Annotated in this window: 14 protein-coding genes, 1 other RNA gene and 1 other annotated feature; of the genes, 13 read left to right on the top strand and 2 right to left on the bottom strand. The window is 40.2% G+C overall.

From position 1 onward, the window contains the following. Positions 1-119 precede the first annotated feature (119 nt). Together JSQ81_RS02385 and dtd are read left to right on the top strand one after the other, a co-directional pair. Positions 120-2,318 carry a RelA/SpoT family protein gene (locus JSQ81_RS02385; RefSeq protein ID WP_212606144.1) on the top strand — a complete coding sequence of 733 codons (2,199 nt, stop codon included), beginning with the start codon at positions 120-122 and terminating at the stop codon, positions 2,316-2,318. Positions 2,319-2,336: 18 nt separating this feature from the next. After that, complete coding sequence (dtd, locus tag JSQ81_RS02380) at positions 2,337-2,783, top strand: D-aminoacyl-tRNA deacylase (RefSeq protein ID WP_212606143.1); 447 nt, start codon at positions 2,337-2,339, stop codon at positions 2,781-2,783. 151 nt (positions 2,784-2,934) lie between these two features. On the opposite strand, the gene JSQ81_RS02375 is transcribed toward dtd, so the two are convergent. Further along, on the bottom strand, positions 2,935-4,455 hold the full coding sequence (locus tag JSQ81_RS02375; protein ID WP_212606142.1) for an N-acetylmuramoyl-L-alanine amidase family protein: 1,521 nt from the start codon (positions 4,453-4,455) through the stop codon (positions 2,935-2,937). 137 nt (positions 4,456-4,592) lie between these two features. Next, positions 4,593-4,826 (top strand) — a binding site (T-box leader). A gap of 234 nt (positions 4,827-5,060) precedes the next feature. Here JSQ81_RS02375 and hisS point away from each other — a divergent pair. From hisS to JSQ81_RS02320, 11 genes are all read left to right on the top strand, one after another. After that, on the top strand, positions 5,061-6,335 hold the full coding sequence (hisS, locus tag JSQ81_RS02370; protein WP_212606141.1) for a histidine--tRNA ligase: 1,275 nt from the start codon (positions 5,061-5,063) through the stop codon (positions 6,333-6,335). 25 nt (positions 6,336-6,360) lie between these two features. Beyond that, positions 6,361-8,121, top strand: a complete 1,761-nt coding sequence (gene aspS, locus JSQ81_RS02365; RefSeq protein WP_212606140.1) for an aspartate--tRNA ligase — start codon at positions 6,361-6,363, stop codon at positions 8,119-8,121. A gap of 88 nt (positions 8,122-8,209) precedes the next feature. Then, positions 8,210-8,392, top strand: a non-coding RNA gene (gene ssrS, locus JSQ81_RS02360) — 6S RNA. Positions 8,393-8,499: 107 nt separating this feature from the next. Further along, positions 8,500-9,267, top strand: coding sequence for a tRNA threonylcarbamoyladenosine dehydratase (locus JSQ81_RS02355; protein WP_212606139.1), 768 nt, complete (start codon positions 8,500-8,502; stop codon positions 9,265-9,267). A 254-nt stretch (positions 9,268-9,521) separates the two neighbouring features. Beyond that, positions 9,522-10,559: an ABC transporter substrate-binding protein gene (locus JSQ81_RS02350; protein WP_371812497.1), complete on the top strand. Its 1,038-nt coding sequence runs from the start codon at positions 9,522-9,524 to the stop codon at positions 10,557-10,559. 94 nt (positions 10,560-10,653) lie between these two features. Next, entirely contained in the window at positions 10,654-11,514 is an 861-nt protein-coding gene (locus tag JSQ81_RS02345; RefSeq protein ID WP_212606138.1) for an ABC transporter permease, read from the top strand. Continuing rightward, the gene (locus JSQ81_RS02340; RefSeq protein ID WP_212606137.1) at positions 11,511-12,743 is read left to right on the top strand and encodes a quaternary amine ABC transporter ATP-binding protein; all 1,233 of its coding nucleotides are present in this window, start codon (positions 11,511-11,513) and stop codon (positions 12,741-12,743) included. Before JSQ81_RS02345 ends, JSQ81_RS02340 begins: the two co-directional genes overlap by 4 nt. Positions 12,744-13,075: 332 nt before the next feature. Next, positions 13,076-13,462, top strand: a complete 387-nt coding sequence (locus tag JSQ81_RS02335) for a CidA/LrgA family protein (protein ID WP_212606136.1) — start codon at positions 13,076-13,078, stop codon at positions 13,460-13,462. A gap of 4 nt (positions 13,463-13,466) precedes the next feature. Beyond that, positions 13,467-14,153, top strand: coding sequence for an LrgB family protein (locus tag JSQ81_RS02330; protein ID WP_212606135.1), 687 nt, complete (start codon positions 13,467-13,469; stop codon positions 14,151-14,153). A gap of 73 nt (positions 14,154-14,226) precedes the next feature. Then, entirely contained in the window at positions 14,227-15,105 is an 879-nt protein-coding gene (locus JSQ81_RS02325; protein ID WP_212606134.1) for a patatin-like phospholipase family protein, read from the top strand. Positions 15,106-15,249: 144 nt separating this feature from the next. Further along, entirely contained in the window at positions 15,250-16,923 is a 1,674-nt protein-coding gene (locus tag JSQ81_RS02320) for an ABC1 kinase family protein (RefSeq protein WP_212606133.1), read from the top strand. A 253-nt stretch (positions 16,924-17,176) separates the two neighbouring features. On the opposite strand, the gene JSQ81_RS02315 is transcribed toward JSQ81_RS02320, so the two are convergent. Further along, the gene (locus JSQ81_RS02315; RefSeq protein ID WP_212606132.1) at positions 17,177-17,998 is read right to left on the bottom strand and encodes a squalene/phytoene synthase family protein; all 822 of its coding nucleotides are present in this window, start codon (positions 17,996-17,998) and stop codon (positions 17,177-17,179) included. Positions 17,999-18,044: the final 46 nt, after the last annotated feature.

Here is an 18,044-nt window from a genome sequence, read left to right as displayed (position 1 = left end):
TGCAAGCATTTATACATACAATAAGAGTATTATCATTTTTTCGTACTATGTAGGAATGGAGCAGGAATGTTGTTACCTTTTTTAGCTCTCATTGCTGATCTATTTGGAGGAGTATTATTATGGCGAAAGATCGTGACATGACGGCAGAAGAAATATTTGAACTTGTTTCTTCATACATGAATGAAGAGCATGTGAACTTTGTAAAAAAAGCGTACGAAGCGTCGAAATCTGCCCATGAAGGACAATTTAGAAGCTCAGGCGAAGCTTATATTCTCCACCCAATTCAAGTTGCCGGGATTCTCGCTGAATTGGAGATGGACCCATCAACGGTTGCCGCTGGGTTTCTTCATGATGTCGTCGAAGATACTGACATTGCCCGTGAAGATATTATTCGTGAATTCGGGGAAGAAGTCGCCATGCTTGTTGACGGTGTGACGAAACTTGAAAAACTGAAATTTAAATCCAAAGAAGAAAAACAAGCCGAGAATCATCGGAAAATGTTCATCGCAATGGCGCAGGACATACGGGTCATTCTGATTAAACTTGCTGATCGTTTACATAATATGCGTACCTTAAAACATGTAGCACCGGAAAAACAACGCCGAGTTGCGGCTGAAACGCTAGAGATTTTTGCACCATTAGCGCATAGACTCGGTATTTCTGCGATTAAATGGGAGCTTGAAGACATTGCGCTTCGTTATTTAAAACCGCAACAATATTATCGGATTGTCAACTTGATGAACCGGAAACGTGCGGAGCGGGAAGATTATTTAGCTGATATAATGAGTCAAATTAAAAGTGAAATCGGCAATATGAATATCGAATCCGATCTTTCGGGTCGTCCAAAACATTTATATTCCATTTATCGTAAAATGGTTATTCAAGGAAAAGAGTTTAATGAAATTTACGATTTACTTGCTGTTCGAATAATCGTTTCAAGTATAAAAGATTTCTATGCGGTCCTAGGAATTATTCATACACTTTGGAAGCCGATGCCAGGTAGATTCAAAGATTATATTGCGATGCCCAAACAAAATTTATATCAGTCGCTTCATACAACAGTTGTTGGACCGGGCGGAGATCCTCTAGAAGTGCAAATTCGAACTGCAGAAATGCATAAAATCGCTGAGTACGGGGTTGCCGCTCACTGGGCATATAAAGAAGGTAAATCTCTTTCCAATGACGCGAAAGATCTCGATTCCAAATTGACATGGTTCAGAGAAATACTTGAATTTCAAAACGAATCTTCGGATGCGGAAGAATTTATGGAATCCTTAAAATTCGATTTATTTTCCGACATGATTTATGTATTCACACCACAAAGTGATGTATTGGAACTCCCGGCAGGATCGGTGCCGATCGACTTTGCCTATCGCGTTCACTCAGAAATCGGTAACAGGACCATTGGCGCTAAAGTGAACGGTAAAATGGTGCCTCTTGATACTGAACTGCATACAGGGGATATTATCGAAATATTAACCTCTAAACAGTCATTCGGACCAAGCCGCGATTGGTTGAAAATAGCTAATTCATCTCAGGCGAAAAATAAAATTCGTCAATACTTTAAGAAACAACTCCGTGCAGAAAATGTTGTTAAAGGTCGAGACTTAATCGAAAAAGAAATAAGAGCGCAAGACTTTATTGTTAAAGAGGTTTTATCTACTCAAAATATCGAACGCGTTTGCGATAAATTCAATTTTGCTTCCGAAGAAGATATGTGTGCAGCGGTTGGATTTAATGGAATTACCGCTGAGCAGGTCGTCAATCGTTTGTCGGAAAAATTGAGAAAAGAACGCCAAGAACAAAATACAATCAATAAAATTGTCACGGACATACAAAATACGGCTCAAAAGAAGCAGACTACTGAATCGGGTGTCATTGTTAAAGGAATCGATAATTTATTGATCCGCTTATCAAAATGTTGCAATCCAGTTCCAGGAGATGACATTACGGGGTTCATAACAAAAGGACGGGGCGTTTCTGTTCACCGTACGGATTGTCCGAACATTATCGCTGATGAAGATTCCGACCGGATTATTGAAGTTGAGTGGGCTGTAGAGCATGCGGAAGAAAGAAAAGAGTTTCAAGTGGATATTGAAATTTCGGCTTTCGATCGCCAAGGTTTGCTCAATGAAGTCATGATGGTTGTAGCGGAAACAAAAACGCCGATCGTTGCGGTAAGTGGAAAAGCAGATCGAGAAAGCATTGCAAAAATCAATATGACGATAAAAATTACGAATATCGCACATTTGCATCGAATTGTGGATCGAATTAAACAAGTTCCTGATATATATTCTGTTGAACGTGTTATTAATTAAGTTAGGATGGGGTACTAGATGAGGGTTGTTTTGCAACGAACTGGCCCGGCTTCCGTCAAAGTAGACGGGGAAGTCACCGGGTCAATTGAAAAAGGATACGTGCTTCTCGTTGGAATCACACACGACGATACGTTAGAAGATGCAACATACATTGCGGGTAAGGTTGCAAACCTTCGATTATGGGAAGATGATGAAGGAAAGATGAATCATTCTATTCTTGAAGTAGGCGGCGACATACTTTCAGTGTCGCAATTCACATTGTATGCCAACACATCAAAAGGAAGACGCCCAAGTTATATTGATGCGGCCCGGCCTGAGCAAGCAGATGAGTTGTGGGATACTTTTAATGAGTTGCTTGAACAGGAAGGTTTGAAAGTAGAAACGGGTATTTTCGGTGCTATGATGGATGTTGATTTGGTGAATGATGGACCAGTGACGATTATTATTGATTCTCGAAATAGATAAGTAAAGCAACTATATAAATTTTTGAAAAGGCTCGCTTTGGCGGGCCTTTAGTCGTTTCAAAGGCTGCTTTGGTCGTTTGGGGACAGCATTAGTCGTTTGACGAATTTAAAAAGTGTACGGGGAAGTTTATCCTCGTACACTTTTATAATTATTATAACTGGTTATCAAAGAATGTAATGAGTCCTTGATAAATTCCTTGAGTAGCTCGTTCACGGAAGCTTTCGTTGTTGACGTTGCTTTCTTCGACTGCATTTGATAAAAATCCTAGTTCTAGTAAAATAGCATTTTGTCTATTTTCACGTAGAACTAAATAATTCGCTGGCTGAGCGCCGCGGTTGCGTAGCGATATGGTAGAACCTAGTCCGTTATTCACCGCCACCGCGAGTTGTCTTTGATAACTGTGTGTATAATAAGTTGTAAAGCCGTTTATTGATGAGTCAATTGAAGCGTCATAATGAACACTAATAAAAGCGTCCGCGTCATATTGATGACTAATTGATACACGTCTTTGAAGAGAAATGAATGTATCCATATTACGTGTAAGGATTACATTTGCACCAGCAGATCTTAACTTGCTCGCTAGCATTTCGGAAGTTCGTTGTGTCACGCTCTTTTCGAAAGTTCCACTGACGCCTATCGTGCCGGTGTCAAACCCGCCGTGGCCTGGATCAATGACAATGGTTAACCCATTTAAAGTCCCTGCTACGCGATTCTTCTTGATTGGTTTTGTCTTTGCGGCTTGTTCGTCATTGATAGAAACAACCCAACCTGCTACAAATGCAGTTTCCCCGGATGGTAATTTTACTCCATACCAATCTTTTGTTTCAGAAACGATAGGAAACTGATTGCCTGCGTTCGCTCGCATGATAACTTTTGAAGAAGTTGAAGCATTTTTACGAAGGTTTGTACCATCTGATAGAATATAAACGTTCTTAGGTGTTGTTTTCACATCTGTATAATTCGATTTTTTAGTGGAAAGTTTACCGTGGAAAGAGTAAACCCATCCGCTTTTTCCTTTGCCAAGTTCAAGTTTAACCCAGTTTCCGCTTTTTTCGAGAACTTTGTATGTGCTGCCTTTTTTAATAAGGTCAATCCGTTTGGATGATAAATCGCCATGACTGCGAACATTCAGACCGTTTACTGCTACCGTAAAATAATTAAGTTCTTTTGAAGGGTTGCTAGACTTGTTTACTTTGGCTTGAGACTTAGTAGAAATATAGTTTGTATGTACCCAACCTTCAACTCCGTTGACATTAACGCTTGTCCATTCACCTTGTTCGCCCGTTTTCGTAGCAACGTCGCCGGTATTCATTTGTTTCAGTACGGGTGATGAGGTAGAAGGCTTGGCTCGTACATTCAAATGATTAACTTGGGACGTGATTGTTGAAACACCTTTTTTCTCATTAGCGTTAATCGTGTACCACTTAGCTATCCAACCTTTTTTACCTTTGAATTTTATCTCGTACCAATCGCCGTGAGACGACAATATACTGACTTTGTCTTTTTTAGTTAACGTGGATATCACGCCGTAAGAAAGACCCGGACCGGAACGGACATTGAGACGATCAGTATCAATGATTGCTGTCTCTGATTGCGCTTCTGTTTTAGAAAAATCTGAGGCGAGAACAAAAATTAGAACGAATAAGAATGCAATTTTTCCAAATCTACTCAAAATCATCATCTCCTCTTATAATCTAGTAATAGCTATTATAATCTAGTATAAGGTAAATGTTAACAAAAAACTACAATTATTGCGAAAGGGTTGACATAGCAAGCTATAATCATTAACCTAATGAGTATCTAACAATAAATTTACTTTTGACGTGGAAAGTAATTGTATGGCTGTTTGACTAGAGAGGGACGGACGTGGCTGAAATCCATCCTACAAACGAATGCAGTGAACAACACCACCGAGGTTCTTTACCGAACAATGCTACTTCAGTAGGTAAAGACGGAAATCGACCGTTATCCGATCTACGAGTGGGCACTTAATGTGCCAATTAGGGTGGAACCGCGGAAGCTATAAAGGCTCTCGTCCCTTGCATAATGCAAGGGATGGGGGTCTTTTTTGTTTTAGTTAATAATATAGATGTATTTCATATTTTGTGACGTCTAGCTCCGGGCGCCAGCCCCTCGAGGTCGCTTCGGTCTTGAAGCAAAAGGCAAAGAGCGCCTTTCGTTCAAGCCCTCCAGCCGGGAAGAATTGAACTGCATTCTTCCTAATCGGGGCTAAGCGGGCGCCCTGCGCATTTGGTTAATTTCGAAAGGAGAATATTAATGAATTTTAAAGTGCCAAGAGGAACACAGGATATTTTGCCGTCTGAAACTTGGAAATGGCAAAAAGTCGAAAAACTTATTAATGAGGTATGTGAAGCTTACCGGTATCAAGAAATCCGTACGCCAATGTTTGAACAAACGGAGTTGTTCCAACGCTTGGTAGGTGAAACAACAGATGTTGTTCAAAAAGAAATGTATACATTTACAGACCGAGGAAATCGTTCGATGACGTTACGGCCTGAAGGAACTGCACCGGTTGTTCGTTCTTACGTTGAACATAAAATGTTTGGATATCCAGACCAACCTGTAAAACTATTTTACACAGGACCCATGTTCCGCTATGAACGTCAACAAGCAGGCAGGTATCGCCAATTTGTCCAATTTGGAGTTGAGGCAATTGGAAGTAATGATCCAGCTATTGATGCTGAAGTGATTGCATTGGCGTTGGATGTTTATAAACGTGCTGGATTAACAGAATTAAAACTGGTGATAAATTCGCTTGGGGATACAGAATGCAGAGCTTCACATAAAAAAGCGCTGATTGCACATTTTAATCCACATATTGAAGAATTTTGTTCGGATTGTAAGTCAAGACTAGAAAACAACCCGCTTCGGATTTTGGACTGTAAAGTTGATGCGGAAAATCCGCTCATTGCTTCTGCTCCTTCACTTGCAGATTATTTAAATGATGAATCAGCTACTTATTTCAAGGACGTATTAAGTTATTTGGATGATGCAGACATCGATTACGAAGTTGACGTAACTTTAGTTCGCGGACTCGATTATTACAATCATACGGCATTTGAAATCATGAGCACATCAGCGGGCTTTGGTGCGATCACGACCCTATGCGGCGGCGGGAGATACAACGGGCTGGCAGAAGACATTGGCGGACCTTCAGCGCCGGGCATAGGCTTTGCGATGAGTATTGAACGTCTTCTTCTTGCACTTGAAGCGGAAGGTAAATCATTTGATGAAGAGTCAGCGCTTGACGTTTATGTCGTGACGATGGGAGATGAAGCGAAACGCGTTGGCGTTAAACTGCTCAGTCAATTAAGAGCAGCTGGAATTCGTTCCGATACGGATTATTTAGGACGGAAAATGAAAGCGCAAATGAAATCAGCGGATCGGCTTAATGCGAAAACAGTTATTGTCATTGGTGAAAACGAAGTTACTGAAAATGTAGTCATGCTTCGGAATATGGCTGATCGTTCTCAAGAAAAGGTAGCTACTGGGGAATTAGTGGAAAAGTTAAATGAAATTCTAAAAGTTTAAAGTTAATGGAAGGCGGATGACGGTCATGCAACAACGAACACATTATTGCGGAGAAGTAACAGAACAGGATATAGGTAACAAAGTAACATTAAAGGGATGGGTGCAGATTAGACGTGATCTTGGTGGATTGATTTTCATTGATCTACGGGACCGCTCTGGAGTTGTTCAAGTGGTATTCAACCCGACGTTTTCACAAGAAGCGCTTGAAATCGCTGAAACAATTCGTAGTGAATATGTGCTAAGCGTTATCGGGGAAGTAATTGCGCGGGAAGAAAAACAAAAGAACCCGAACATGAAAACAGGTTCCATTGAAATTAAAGTAAACGAAGTCACGATTATTAATCAGGCAAAAACACCAATATTCCAAATTGAAGATGAGACAGATGTAAGCGAAGAAGTTCGATTAAAATATCGCTATTTAGATTTACGTCGTCCAAAACTGGCACGTACATTTAGAATGCGCTCTGATATTACGCGGACTGTTCGTAATTTCTTGGACGATGAAGGATTTCTAGAAGTGGAAACGCCGATTTTAACTAAATCGACGCCTGAAGGAGCAAGAGACTATTTAGTTCCAAGCAGGGTCCATGAGGGAGAGTTTTACGCACTGCCACAATCTCCGCAGTTATTTAAGCAGATGCTAATGGTTTCTGGATTCGACCGCTATTACCAAATTGCACGCTGTTTCCGGGATGAGGATTTACGTGCAGATCGTCAACCGGAATTTACGCAAATCGATATGGAAATGAGTTTCATGTCGATTGAAGAAATTATTGAATTGAATGAACGACTAATGAAAAAAGTGATGAAGGACGTTAAAGGAATTGATATAGAAACTCCTTTTAAACGGATACCATACGATGAAGCGATGGCTAGATACGGTTCTGATAAGCCGGACACACGTTTTGAGATGGAATTAACGGACGTTTCTGAAGTTGTTAAAGATGCGCCGTTTAAAGTGTTTAGCGGGACGGTTGAATCAGGCGGACAAGTAAAGCTTATTAATGTGAAAAATGGTGCGGATAATTATTCCCGTAAAGACATTGACGGGTTAGGTGAATATGCGGCATTATACGGAGCGAAAGGTCTTGCTTGGTTGAAAGTGACTGAAGAAGGTCTTACAGGACCGATCGCAAGATTTTTCGAAGGCGAGTTAGCAAATTCATTGCAACAAGCGGCAAACGCAGAAGCCGGCGATCTCCTTTTATTCGTCGCCGATAAAAAGAATGTCGTTGCGGATGCTTTAGGCGCGCTCCGCGTTAAAATCGGGAAAGAACGCGGTCTTATCGATGAGTCCAAATTCAATTTCCTTTGGGTGACAGAGTGGCCATTGTTTGAGTATAACGAAGATGAAGGTCGTTATTATGCGGCGCACCATCCGTTCACGATGCCGGCAAATGAAGAAGAATTAGAAAGTAACCCGGGCCAAGTGAAAGCGCAAGCTTATGACCTTGTCTTAAACGGTTATGAACTAGGCGGGGGATCGCTGCGCATTTATCAACGCGAACTCCAGGAGAAAATGTTCAAAGCGCTTGGATTTACGGAAGAGGCTGCTAGAGAACAATTTGGCTTCTTGTTAGATGCATTTGAGTTTGGAACGCCTCCTCATGGTGGAATCGCATTCGGACTTGACCGGATTGTAATGATTTTGTCTGGCGCGACGAACTTAAGAGATACAATCGCATTCCCTAAAACAGCGAGTGCGAGCGATTTATTAACGGCAGCACCGGATAGCGTGGATGATAGTCAACTCGCGGAACTTGGTATAAAGACTGTTAAAAAGTAATGATTCAAAATTATTCCTACGTTAGTAAAAAATTAATCTAGTAAAATGATTGAACTCTTTTATAAAGTATGGTAATCTTACATTAATACGAATCCTGAAGTGTTCGTTATTTGACCTTTAAGTTTTGACCGAACATTTCTATCGTAGGGAGTTCACATTCCAATTCGGATGACACGCCTCTCAGGGGACGTCAAAACAGTTGGATAGGACACCCACCTGCCGAGTGCGGGCTCAAAACGATATCTTCAAAGACGGCATATTTGGGATTCGTCCTTTTGAAGAACTTAATCCTCTCTGGTGATATTGCGGAGAGGTTTTTTCTTGGCGAAAATTAATTTTACTATATAATTTCTTATTTATAGAAGGGCGGAATTACTTTTGTTGCATCAATTTTCACGAAATGAATTAGCCATTGGACAAGAAGGCGTCGAGCGCATGCGGGATACGACAGTCGCCATTTTAGGCGTAGGCGGCGTGGGTTCTTTTGCCGCTGAAGCTTGTGCAAGAAGCGGGATTGGGCGCATAATCCTAGTGGATAAAGACGATGTTGATATCACGAACGTGAATCGGCAACTTGTAGCTTATCTTTCGACAGTAGGACGTTCGAAGACTGAAGTTATGAAAGAAAGAATCGCTGATATAAATAAAGACTGCGAAGTCATTTCACTTCAAATGTTTTACACGGAAGAAACAGCTGATACGTTTTTTAGTTATAAACCTGATTATGTCATTGATGCTTCAGATACTATCAGTTATAAAATACATCTTGCACAGCAATGTATCGAAAGAAATATTAAAATAATCGCTTGCATGGGTGTCGCAAACAAAATGGATCCAACACGATTGCAAATCGCTGACATTTCCAAAACGCATACCGATCCTTTAGCAAAAGTTATTCGACTGCGTTTGCGAAAAGCTGGGATATACAAGGGACTACCAGTTGTATTTACAGATGAAAGTCCAGTAGTGATTCGAGAAGAAGTTGTTGAAACCGTCGGGAAACCAGATGCGGAGATTCGTAAAGCTGAAATGCCGCCCGCTTCAAATGCATTTGTCCCTTCGGTCGCAGGACTTGTTTGCGCGAGTTGGGTCATGAACGACATTGTTGCAGATATTCCAATTCAGCGTGTAAAGGATAAAGTATAATACCAGTTTACTAACCTTCATTTTTAATAAAATGAAGGTTTTTTACTGTGAAATATAATAATGTTTTAAAAAAGTTTGATTAATTTTCACCAATGTAGGTATAGAGGTAGTACCGATGACTATGCGTTTTGTTGGACGTTTTTCATAAAAGTCAGTCTTGTCGCGGTTTGCTATGCATTTTATAGTCTGGTAGGATGAAAAACATAGCTGATTCAATGATTACAAGATTAATAGAGGAGGTCATTGTTCAGTCATTGTTTCGGAATAAAAATAAAAAGGGGTTTGGATTTGTTATGCGCAAAATCGCGCTATTACTCACAGTTAGTTTAGTTGTTCTACTTTCAGCATGTGGTGGAGGGGGAACAAGCAAGGATAGCATTGATGTCATTAAATTTGCTGACGCAGGTTGGGATAGCATCCGAGTACATAATAGTATCGCTCGTGTCATCGTAGAAGAAGGTTATGGCTACGATACTGATGAAACAAATGGAACATCCGCAGCAACGTTTCAAGCACTGGAAAAGGGCGATGTAAACGTTTATATGGAAGTATGGACTGACAATCTGAAAGAGATTTATGAAAAAGCATTGGATAAGGAAACAATTCTTAGTTTATCAACTAACTTCGATGACAATTCCCAGGGGCTATATGTTCCGACGTATGTAATCGAAGGCGATGAAGAAAGAGGTATTGAACCAATCGCTCCAGATCTTAAAACAGTTGAAGATTTAGCGAAGTATGCTGATTTATTTCAAGACCCTGAAGATAGTAGCAAGGGCAGAATAATCGGCGGGCCATCCAGCTGGATCGTCAGTGAACATTTAGCTACGAAAGTTGAAACATACGGATTAGATGAAACGTTCAACTACTTAGCGCCTGGTTCTGACTCGGCGATTGTTGCATCATTAGTCGGCGCCTATTCAAAAGGCGAGCCATGGGTTGGTTACTATTGGTCACCAACATGGGTTACAGCTAAATATGATTTAACACTGCTAGAGGACAACCCATACGACGAGGCTGTCTGGAATGAAAATAAGGGTACAGAATTTGCGCCAAGTGATGTCGTAATTGCGGTAAATAAAGATCTCGCAACACAAGCAGAAGATGTCGTCGAATTTTTAAAGAACTACAAAACTAGTAACGCGTTAACAGAAGATATGCTTGAGTATATGGAAGAAACAGAAGCCGACGCAGACGAAACTGCAAAATGGTGGATGAAAGAGAATGAAGACGTCTGGACGGAATGGGTTTCAGATGAAGTAGCAGAAAAAGTGAAAACAGCAATAAAATAAAATGAAAAGTAAGGAAAGTGAGTGAAATTACTCACTTTCCAATCTAATTTATTATTTGAGGTGAGAAAGTGACTGCAATCTGCAGTCCATGCTTATGAAAGAATTTCCTGATTTACGTATACCAATAGGTGACGGAGTAGAAAAATTTATCGATTTTTTAGCAGCAAATTTTCAAGCGTTTTTTGATTTCATATTCGTCCTTACATCTTCATCGATTAAAGGATTAGAGTCGGCATTACTGGCAGTTCCTTGGTGGGTACTGATCATTGTAGTAGTTTTATTAGGCTGGTACTTCACAAATTTATCGGGTGGATTACTCTTCGGGTTTTTCATGTTTTTAGTTGGCTCATTTGATTTATGGGCAGAGACGATGACAACTATTTCCATCGTATTAATCTCCGTAATACTCTCTCTAGCAATTGGAATTCCATTTGGTGTATTAATGGCTTTCAATAATATTTTATCAGTCGTCATGCGTCCAATACTTGATGCAATGCAAACGATGCCAACTTTCGTTTACTTAATTCCTGTTATTTTCTTTTTCCCATTAGGTAACGTGCCGGCAGTGATTGCGACGATCATTTATGCAATGCCTCCTGTTATGAGATTGACTGAATTAGCCATTCGAAATGTAGATAAAGAAGTTGTTGAGTCCGCTCAATCATTCGGTTCTTCAACAATGCAAATGCTAACTAAAGTCCAATTGCCGCAAGCGCTTCCAACGATTATGGCGGGCGTTAACCAAACGACTATGATGGCGCTTGCAATGGCGGTTGTAGGTTCTATGGTTGGTGCACAGGGCCTTGGTGAACGGGTCCTGTATGCAATTAACCGTATCGACATTTCATTAGGATTTGAAGCGGGTATTAGTATCGTATTTTTAGCGATAATTATTGACCGGATTACCGGTGGGATTGCAGACCGTCTTCAGAAACAGAGGGGGAATGCATCATGACAATTAAAATGAAGGTAGAAAACATATCTAAAATATTCGGTCCGCGACCAAAGCGAATCATCCCGATGGTTGAAAAAGGCGAGTCAAAAACAGATATTCTAAAGAAAACGGGCCATACCGTAGGGGTGTATAATGCCTCGATGGACATTATGGAAGGCGAAACTTTTGTCATAATGGGCCTTTCCGGTAGTGGTAAATCAACACTAATTCGCTGCCTAAATATGCTGAATCGACCGACGGCAGGCTCAATTCGCGTAGACGGCGAAGACATTACGAAATTCAACTCGCAACAATTAAAGAAATATCGTCAAGAAAAAATTGCGATGGTCTTTCAACATTTCGGATTATTTAGCCATCGTACAATCATTAGCAATATAGAATATGGCCTTGAAATTAAAGGCATTGACAAAGCAGAACGAAAGAAAATCGCCCAACATCATTTGGAGTTAGTCGGTTTAAAAGGTTGGGAAGATAAATATCCTGACGAATTATCCGGCGGGATGCAACAGCGTGTTGGAATTGCGCGGGCCTTGGCAAATGACCCTGATATATTATTAATGGATGAGCCATTTAGCGCGCTTGACCCACTTATCAGACGAGAAATGCAGTTGGAATTGATCGACTTGCAGAACCGCTTGCAAAAAACGATTGTCTTTATTACGCATGATGTGAACGAGGCCTTTAAAATCGGGGATCGTGTAGCTGTCATGAAAGACGGTAAAGTTGAACAAGTCGGAACACCTGAAGAGATATTGGAAAAACCTGCAAATCAATATATCAGCGAGTTTATTCGCGATATTGATCGTTCGAAAATCTTGCAGGCTGAACATATTATGATTCGTCCTCATGGGTTATTGTCACTTAAGGATGGCTTGAACGTGGCAATAAAAACGATGCAAGAAAATGGTCTTTCCAGTGTTTTCGTCGCCGACCGAAAGCGGCACCTCCATGGTATCGTCACGATCGATGATGCGATTGAAGGGTTGAAACAACGTAAAACAATCGAGGAAGTCATGCAGCGTGACGTGAATACAGTGTCGCCGGAAGATTATGTTCAAGATATCATTCCGAAAGTATTGGATTCAAAGTTTCCAATTGTGGTTGTTGATGAAGAAGGGCTTATTAAAGGAATCATTTTAAGAGTCCATGTATTGGCTAGTTTGATAGAAGATAATGGCGATGATTCTAGTGAAGATACAGATTTAGATAAAGAACTTACAGAAGAATAATATTAACGAGCACCTGAATAGTTCATTATTCGGGTGCTTGTTTTATTTGGCCGTTGATGTCCATGTCGGGCGGATGCTTTCCCGCGGGTAGAAGGTCTTGACTTGCAAGCAAAGTCGTTTCAGTGCAAGCAAATGTCGCATAAGTGCAATCAAATCACTTTCAAGTGCAAGCAAAAGTTGTTGGAGTGCAAGCAAAGCGCCTACAAGTGCAATCAAATTGCTTTCAACTATATTATTTTGGTGCAAATCTATGTTTTCTAGACGAAAGGTTTCATTATTGGTAAAGTAAAGAAATCAAACGAAATTGATAGGGTGAAGGGAGGGTAATGGTAATGAAGAAATGTTCCGTGCGCAGATCGGCAATTATAGCGGTTCAAATTATTGGGCTTTTCATATTTTCATATATCGGTGACTTAATTTCTTCGTTATTGAAATTACCTATTCCGGGAAGCATCGTCGGTTTACTGTTATTGTTTTTATGTTTGCATTTTAAAATCGTTCCAGAAAGGTACATTAAAGAAGGGGCTGGCTTTATACTTGTTGTTTTGCCGTTATTTTTTATTCCAGCGACAGTTGGTATTATCCAGTATCCCGATTTTCTATCTGGAAAGGGAGCTATCTTAATTGGCATCGTTATGATTAGCACATTCATGACTATGATTGTTTCAGGTTTTAGTAGTCAACTAGTTGAGAATAAAATGAAAGAAAAGGAGGAGTAACGGAATGAGTAATCTATTGCTTCTGATCATAGTTGTAAGTGGGACTGTAATACTTTATTTAACTATGCGTTATACATATGCACGTTTTCCTATCGCCGTTTTGCATCCGGTATTGACGTCGACTGCAATCATTATCCTGCTCCTCCTGGTGTTTAACGTTTCCTATGAAAGTTATATGGTGGGGGGAAAATGGATTGAAAAGTTTTTGGGTCCATCTGTTGTGGCACTTGCGTATCCACTTTATAATCAGCGAACCGTGGTGATTAAGTACCGAAATGCCATTGTACTTGGTGTTGCTTCGGGTTTACTCACTGCGATGGGAAGCATTCTGTTATTCGCTAAACTTTTTCAATTTGAAAATGAAATGATTCAGTCGATCATTCCAAAATCGATAACGACCCCGGTTGCTATTCAATTAAGTTCAGCACTTGGAGGCATCCCATCTTTGACTGCGGCATTTGTCATGATTGCCGGTTTTAGCGGTGTCATCTTAGGACCATTGGTGATGAAATATACGCGTATACAAAGCCCTCTTAGTAAAGGGTTAGCGTTGGGCAGCGCATCCCATGCGTTGGGCGTGGCAAAGTCGACGGAGTACGGTGAATTATCACTTTCGATGGCATCAGTTTCTATGACGTTAAGTGCAGTTGCCGGTTCTGTCGTTGGTCCGTTATTTATATTACTATTATGAAGCAAGTCCGAGGTTCTACAATAATTGAATGACACTTACATTAGACTACCACCACAAAAAGGAGAGGTAGTCTTTGTTAATTGATGGGGTGTTTTCAGGTGGAGGTTTGAAAGGATTTGCGCTAGTGGGTGCCTACGAAGTGTTGGAGGAAAAAGGTTATCAATTTAAACGTGTAGCCGGAACAAGTGCCGGAGCCATTTTAGCCAGCTTTATAGCAGCTGGGTATACAGCCAAAGAAATTGAACGTTTATTCGACGATTTAGACTTAACTTCACTTTTGGACTCACGATTAACGATGCTTCCATTTCCATTATTAAAATGGCTTCATATTTATTGGCGACTAGGGCTTTATCAAGGGAAGGAACTTGAAAAATGGTTTCTAGAAAAGTTAGCCGACAAAGGTGTCTATTCATTCTCTGATTTACCGGAAGGGTCATTAAAACTTGTTGCATCGGATTTAACGAACGGCAGGATGATTGTTCTGCCAGATGATTTGGAACGCTATGGTATCGCGCAGGAGACCTTCCCAGTTGCACGTGCGGTGCGCATGAGCTGCGGAATTCCTTTTTTCTTTGAACCGGTAAGATTAAAAGTTGGTTCAGGGGATACGATTGTTGTCGACGGTGGCGTATTAAGTAATTTTCCAATGTGGATTTTTGACAATGATGTAGGCAAAAGAGACCGACCAGTACTCGGTTTGAAATTAAGTCGAAGAAAGGAGGAAATGGAAGGTCGGCAAATTAAAAATGCGATAAATTTATTTGAAGCATTATTTTCGACAATGAAAAATGCCCATGATGAAAAATATATTTCAAGAAAGCACGAGAAAAACATTGTTTTTATTCCGGTAGAAAACTATAGTGCAACTCAATTTGACCTAGATGAAGAGTCAAAAAGAGATTTGCTTGATATTGGACGTAAGCGTACAGAGCTATTTTTAAATTTATGGTAATCCAATGACCTTGATGAAGAAGTATATAACTTCGTCAAGGCTTTTTTAATTGCGGATAAAACCGTCATTATTGGAATGTTTTCACAGCAAACGGGTAAAGAAAAGGGAAGTCTAGATAAAATAAACTTAAAGGGAGGCAACGTTGTGTTCAAAAAAAGAATTCGGCATACGCGTCGTTTTCAAGAAATCATAAATGCGTTTTTAAAAAATGGATTCAGTCATTTCTTATTTCGTTTGGGACTTACTGAGCGCGATGTGAAAAAAGGAAACGAAGATACAAATTGGAGTACCAGAGACCAAGATGTTGGGAAAAGGTTGCGGTATACACTGCAAGAATTGGGACCGACATTCGTTAAATTAGGCCAAATCGCCAGTTCGCGGAGAGATTTAGTGCCTGCTGAAATTATACATGAACTTGAAAAACTGCAGGAACATGTACAAGCCGTCCCATTCAATACAATACGAATGATTGTTGAGGCAGAATTAGGGGATACCCTTGAAAATCTTTTTGATTCGTTTAATGAAGAGCCTTTAGCGGCTGCATCAATCGGACAAGTACATATCGCTCAATTGCTGACTGGGGAAGAAGTGGCGATTAAAGTTCAACGTCCAAACATTAAACAGACCGTTGAAACAGACTTGGAAATTTTACACGAGATTGCAAGGTTTCTAGAAGAAAATACAGTATGGGCAAAGACTTATCATATTAAGGAAATCATACGAGAGTTTTCCGACTCATTGCAAGATGAATTGGATTATAAAGTAGAAGGAAGAAGCGCTGATCGAGTTGCAAAACAGTTTAAAGAGCAACCAAGTATTCGAATACCGAAAATTCATTGGAGTTTTTCGACAACAAAAATATTGACGATGGAAATGGTACACGGCATTCGCGTCAATGATATCAGCCAATTAGACGTAGCGGGATATGATCGGAAACTGATTGCTGAACGTGTTGTAGACGCAATGTTTTTTCAAGTCTTGGAGAAAGGTTTTTTCCACGGGGATCCTCATCCGGGGAATATTTACATTCTTCCAGAAAATCGCGTATGCTTTTTAGATTTTGGCATGATGGGGCGCATCAATGATCGATTGAAATTCCACTTCGCTTCACTTATCATCAATCTGCAGCAAGGCGATACAAAAAGCATGATGAAAGTTTTCTTGGACATGGGCTTGTTAAATGAAGATACGAATACGGCTGATTTTCAACGAGATCTCGACGACCTTATTGAAGCATATTATGACGTTTCATTATACGAAGTAAGTCTCGGTGGAATCATGAACGAGTTGTTCGAAATCGCATTTCGACATAAAATTCAAATACCCACGGAAATTACGATTCTCGGTAAAGCAATTCTTACATTGGAAAGTACAGTTAGCCTGTTGGATCCAACGTTTAGTGTGATGAAGGCAGTGGAACCTTTCGGAAAGAGGTTGATTCTTGAGCGTTACCATCCAAAAAATATTCTTCAAAATTCATGGAGAGATGTCGTTGAAAACGCGGAAATTCTTTTGCATTTGCCAAAGGATATTAAAAAGATTACGTCTACTGTGGGGAAAGGGAAGCTACGGTTAGATATAAATGTTCAACAGTTGCAAACAATATTGGGCAGATTGGACAGAATTAGTAATCGACTTTCATTTAGCATCATCTTGTTGGCCTTTAGCATTTTGATGGTCGGGCTAATTATTGGGGCCGCAATTGCCGGGCAGACAAATTTACTCTGGAGTTTCCCCATCATTGAAGCCGGGTCGATTATAGCGACGCTTATGTTCATGTTTCTGATATTTTCAATTTTTCGTTCGGGGCGGATGTAACGCGTTTTTATTATCTTTCGAATAGGTTTGATAGCTTGTCATAGACTAGTATTAGCAATCAAATTCGAAAGGATGGGGAATTGAAACGCACGGTAATTTTTGGAGTAACTCTTGTCGTTGGTATCATTCTTGGAATACTTGTTACTTATCTTATGGAACTAGTTGGATAGATTCCCTTGTAGATTGCGGACCGAGTGCTGTGCTTATACACTCGGTCCGTTTTTTACGATTCGTTAGAAATGACGCAAACTATTTATAAACTATTTACTATTTCATTCACTGTCGTTTCAACTTCAGTACGGTTCATTTTTTCTTTGCCGCCGGTTAAAGCATTGAGTGTTCTTTTCGCTAAAGTGTGCGGGATTTTACAAAATAAGAGAATGTTCTTAGTCGTAATCGAATCAATATAGTCTTCAGCCCTATTTAAATTCAATTCAGCATACTGAAACATATCTGCACGCGTCCAACCATCGGGAATAAAATGAACGCCGCGATCAGCATCTTCTTCCTGGTTACGCAACATATTAACGACTTGCAGACCGCGTCCATATGCAATCGCTAATTCCCGATCCGTTTTTGTCCCGTCAAATAGCTGCCAAATGTCAGATAGCATGACGCCTACCAAGCCGGCGACGTAGTATGTGTACTCATCCAAATCCTCTTTGGTTTTTACAAGCCAGTCTTTTTCTACCCATTTGGCCATTCCATCTGCCATGATGCTTGTGGATTCCTGAACTTTATCGAGAAAAATCGTTGGACATATTGATAGCCAATCGCCTAGTCGCAATGTAACTTCCGGTAAAATATTTTCATAAGGATGTAAAAGTTGTTTGTAAGCAACATCGTCAAATTTTGTTTTTAATAATTCGCTCGTAGTTCGCAATAAACGTTGTTTGGTCTCGGATTGCAATTCTTCGTGATCTTCAATTTCATCGATAGCGCGCATACATAAATAAGCAGAACCAACAATTTTGCGCAAGGTAGGATTTAATAATTTAATTGGAATATAGAATGTCCTACTTGTTAACTTCAATACATGCATGGCTTCTTTTTGTAATTTAGCATCAGGACTCAATTCGATTACCCCTCTCAATTTTGTTGTTCCGAGTTAGTGGAAAGTT

This window comes from Sporosarcina sp. Marseille-Q4063, from assembly GCF_018309085.1.
GTDB lineage: Bacteria > Bacillota > Bacilli > Bacillales_A > Planococcaceae > Sporosarcina.
The sequence above is the reverse complement of the archived record's forward strand: the minus strand, read 5'-3'. Positions and strand labels throughout refer to the sequence as shown.